The sequence below is a fragment of the Streptomyces sp. NTH33 genome, from assembly GCF_003236365.1.
In the GTDB taxonomy this organism is placed as follows: Bacteria; Actinomycetota; Actinomycetes; order Streptomycetales; family Streptomycetaceae; genus Streptomyces.
Window position 1 is genome coordinate 1 of sequence record NZ_POTZ01000667.1, and the last position, 2,844, is coordinate 2,844.

Sequence of the window (2,844 nt, forward strand, 5' to 3'; positions counted from 1 at the left end):
CCGCCCGTCGCACCCCCGAACCTAGGAGATCTCTTCATGGCTGTCCGCACGCAGTGGACCATCACGCACGACTGCGGCCACGAGGTCGTCCACGACCTGTCCAACCGCCCCGCCGACAAACGGGCCGGATTCGCCCGTTGGCTCGCGGCCAAGGACTGCACCGACTGCTGGAAGGCCGCCCGCGACGCCGACACCGAAGCCAAGGAGCAGTGGCTCGCCGCCAAGCGGGCCGAGGAACAGCAGGCCGCCGCCGAGTGGGCCGAGCGCTTCGACATGCCGCCGCTGGAAGGTCCCGAGAAGGCCCTCGACTGGGGTGAGCGCTCCCGCCACCAGTTGATGATCGCCGCGCACACCGCGCTGGTTGTCGAGGGCACCTGGGACGAGGCCGACTGGGCGGAGCTGGAGGAGAAGGCCCGCGCGATCACCAGGGCCGGATGGTGGATCGACCAGCGCGACGCGGAAGGCGTTGACCTGCTCGAACTCCTCGACGCCGCCACGGAATCGGACCGCGGAACCGAGAACCCCTACCGGTAAAAACGGCCCGGAATATAGCCGAGGATCGCCGGTTGGCCAAACCGGCGATCCTCCGGACCATTGGTCCTCCCGCCGCCACCCGACCTGCGTGGATAGGACCTTCCGTGACCGAGCCCTGCCTGCCCCCGACCACTCCGGCCTTCGCGCCGACACCTGACCCGCTCACCCCTGCCCGGGACGTCACCCACGCCCACTTTGCGGCCGGAGACCAGGTCGTCGTCCTCAAAGGAGTAGCTGGCGAAGAGCTGTGGGGAGACGCCATGCGTGTCGTCGCGCCCTCCTGGCACACGCCGACCGACGAGGACGGGTGGCGGCTGCGCGACGCCACCGGGGGCGCGCAGACGTACGTCACCGGCCACCCGCGCTACCTCGTGCACCTCTCCCGCCGCTGCCCGGACTGCCTGATCTACCTGCGCGCCATGGAGGACCACCTCCTGCCGAAGTACGCGGGGCAGGACGCGTTGATCGACTGTGGCTGGTACACGACCACAGCCCTCGGCCAGCTCGTGCACATCGCCGACGCGCGAGGCGGCCGGTGACTCTCCCTGTCCGCCGCCCTGGCCGCGTCCTGACCATCCGCCGCGACCCGCGTTCCGACGAGGTTCTCGCCCGCGGCGGCGACCCCGAGGCCCACGGCATCCTGCAGCGCGCGGGGTTCGTCCCCGTCGTCCGGCTCCGCGAGACCTATCACCGCGCGCCCACCGACCTCACGGTGGACGAGGAGACCCGCCTCGCCACCGAAGCCGTAGCCCGGCTGCGGGCCGTCGGCCACCACGTCGACTGCGACGAGGGCTTCAGCACCGAGTGGCGCCCGCCTCGCTATCTGCTCCTGGGCGCCCAGGTCGCGCAGCTCGCCGAGCGCATCCGCGAGGCCACCACCACCGACGAGGTGGCCGAGGTCCTCACCGAGCTGACCGCCTCCCACGACGGGATCCTCGCCGCGGTCGACGAGATCCTCCAGGCCACTGCGGACTTCCACGACGGCATGGACGACACGGCCGACCCGCATGTCGCCCGTCGCCTGCGCTACCTCGCTGACGAGCGCCTGCACGTCATCCACACCGACCTCATCCACACCCGGAACAACCTCGCCGACCGGCACGCCGCACACCCCGGCCGCAGCACCTGCGCTGAAGAAGTCCCCGCCACCGAGCGTGAACGCCCCGCCGTGTACGCCTGCCCGCCCCTTCCGCGCGCTGTGCCGGCATCGCCGCCACACATCACTCCCGGGCCGCGCCGCTGACACCGCCCACCTGATCAAGGAAGACATGCACGACCACGACTCCGAGCGCCTCGCCACTTTCGCCGATGTCCTCGCCGGTGAGCTGCCCGATGGCTGGACCAGCCGTCACCACCCGGTTGGGGACAAGGACGACCTCGCCGAACTCACCGACCGCATCTGGGACATGGACCTCGTAGCCCAGGCCCTCGCCGAGCATCCGCTCCAGCAGGCGGCGGTCCTCACCCGCCAGGACGGTGCGCAGCTCGTCGTCCTCCACCGGCCCGAGCACGGCGGGTTCCTCATCGCCGCCGTCGCCCCCAGCGGCCTCCCCGCAGAGGCGTTCCGGGGCCTGCGCGAACCGGACGGGATCGCCCTGACCGACGACCCGTTCCACAGCGCGGAGCTGGTCGCCGGCGACCTCCTGGCCCGCTTCGACACGGCCCTCGCCCAGGCCCGCTGCAACGCGGCAGACATCCAGCCGTCCCAGCCGGACCGGGTCGTCCTGACCTGGCAGCCGGACGGCAGCCTCGCCGCCGCCCCTGTCAGCGACACGGCCGCCGAAGTCCTGGCCGCCAACGGGTTCGTCCGCGACGACAGCGGCACCTACCGCCTCAGCGGCGACGACACCACCGCCCAGGCACGCGCCGTGCGGGCGATCGGACCGCAGCTCGACGCGCACGGCATCGCCGTCGCGCTCCAGCACCCCTCAGGCCGGATCGCGCCCACCGCCACCCCGCCGACGCCCATACCGGCCCCGGCTGCCACCAGGGCCTCGACCGGGAGAGGCCGCTGAAGCTCCGCGACAGCGAGCCCGAATTCCTGGCGATGGACTACATCACCATCACCCGGAACACCCGGACCGGTCTCGTCGTCGCCATCGGCGGCGACGAACAGGAAGCCGGCGTCCTGCAGGCGGCGAGTTTCATCCCTGTTCCCGGACCGTGCGGGGGCTATCACCGGCTGCCCCATCACCTGCCGATCGCCCAGCAGCCCAGCCAGTCCCCGGCCGCCTCCCAAGCGCTTCTCTCGGCCGGATGCGGCGCCCACCACGACCCACGCCGACCGCCATAGCCTCCTGTCTCTTATAC

At 71.8% G+C, this 2,844-nt stretch carries 5 protein-coding genes; all 5 read left to right on the forward strand.

Going from position 1 to position 2,844, the window contains the following annotated elements; all coding sequences use genetic code 11:
- The first annotated feature begins 36 nt into the window (after window positions 1-36).
- The 5 genes from C1I97_RS34645 to C1I97_RS34665 all read left to right on the forward strand — a co-directional run bounded on the left by C1I97_RS34645 (window position 37) and on the right by C1I97_RS34665 (window position 2,827).
- Window positions 37-534 carry a hypothetical protein gene (locus tag C1I97_RS34645; RefSeq protein WP_181447048.1) on the forward strand — a complete coding sequence of 166 codons (498 nt, stop codon included), beginning with the start codon at window positions 37-39 and terminating at the stop codon, window positions 532-534.
- Between the two features lie 104 nt (window positions 535-638).
- A complete protein-coding gene (locus C1I97_RS34650) occupies window positions 639-1,073 on the forward strand; it encodes a hypothetical protein (RefSeq protein ID WP_111006939.1) in 435 nt (144 codons plus the stop codon).
- Window positions 1,070-1,777: a hypothetical protein gene (locus C1I97_RS34655; RefSeq protein WP_181447049.1), complete on the forward strand. Its 708-nt coding sequence runs from the start codon at window positions 1,070-1,072 to the stop codon at window positions 1,775-1,777. The genes C1I97_RS34650 and C1I97_RS34655 overlap by 4 nt, the downstream gene beginning before the upstream one ends.
- Window positions 1,778-1,802: 25 nt before the next feature.
- The gene (locus tag C1I97_RS34660; RefSeq protein ID WP_111006940.1) at window positions 1,803-2,549 is read left to right on the forward strand and encodes a hypothetical protein; all 747 of its coding nucleotides are present in this window, start codon (window positions 1,803-1,805) and stop codon (window positions 2,547-2,549) included.
- Window positions 2,550-2,581: 32 nt separating this feature from the next.
- The gene (locus C1I97_RS34665) at window positions 2,582-2,827 is read left to right on the forward strand and encodes a hypothetical protein (RefSeq protein WP_111006941.1); all 246 of its coding nucleotides are present in this window, start codon (window positions 2,582-2,584) and stop codon (window positions 2,825-2,827) included.
- Window positions 2,828-2,844: the final 17 nt, after the last annotated feature.

Bases quoted from the DNA above. Each gene is read 5' to 3' on its own strand.
- C1I97_RS34645 (WP_181447048.1), top strand. From the start codon at position 37: ATGGCTGTCCGCACGCAGTGGACCATCACGCACGACTGCGGCCACGAG.
- C1I97_RS34660 (WP_111006940.1), top strand. From the start codon at position 1,803: ATGCACGACCACGACTCCGAGCGCCTCGCCACTTTCGCCGATGTCCTC.
- C1I97_RS34665 (WP_111006941.1), top strand. From the start codon at position 2,582: ATGGACTACATCACCATCACCCGGAACACCCGGACCGGTCTCGTCGTC.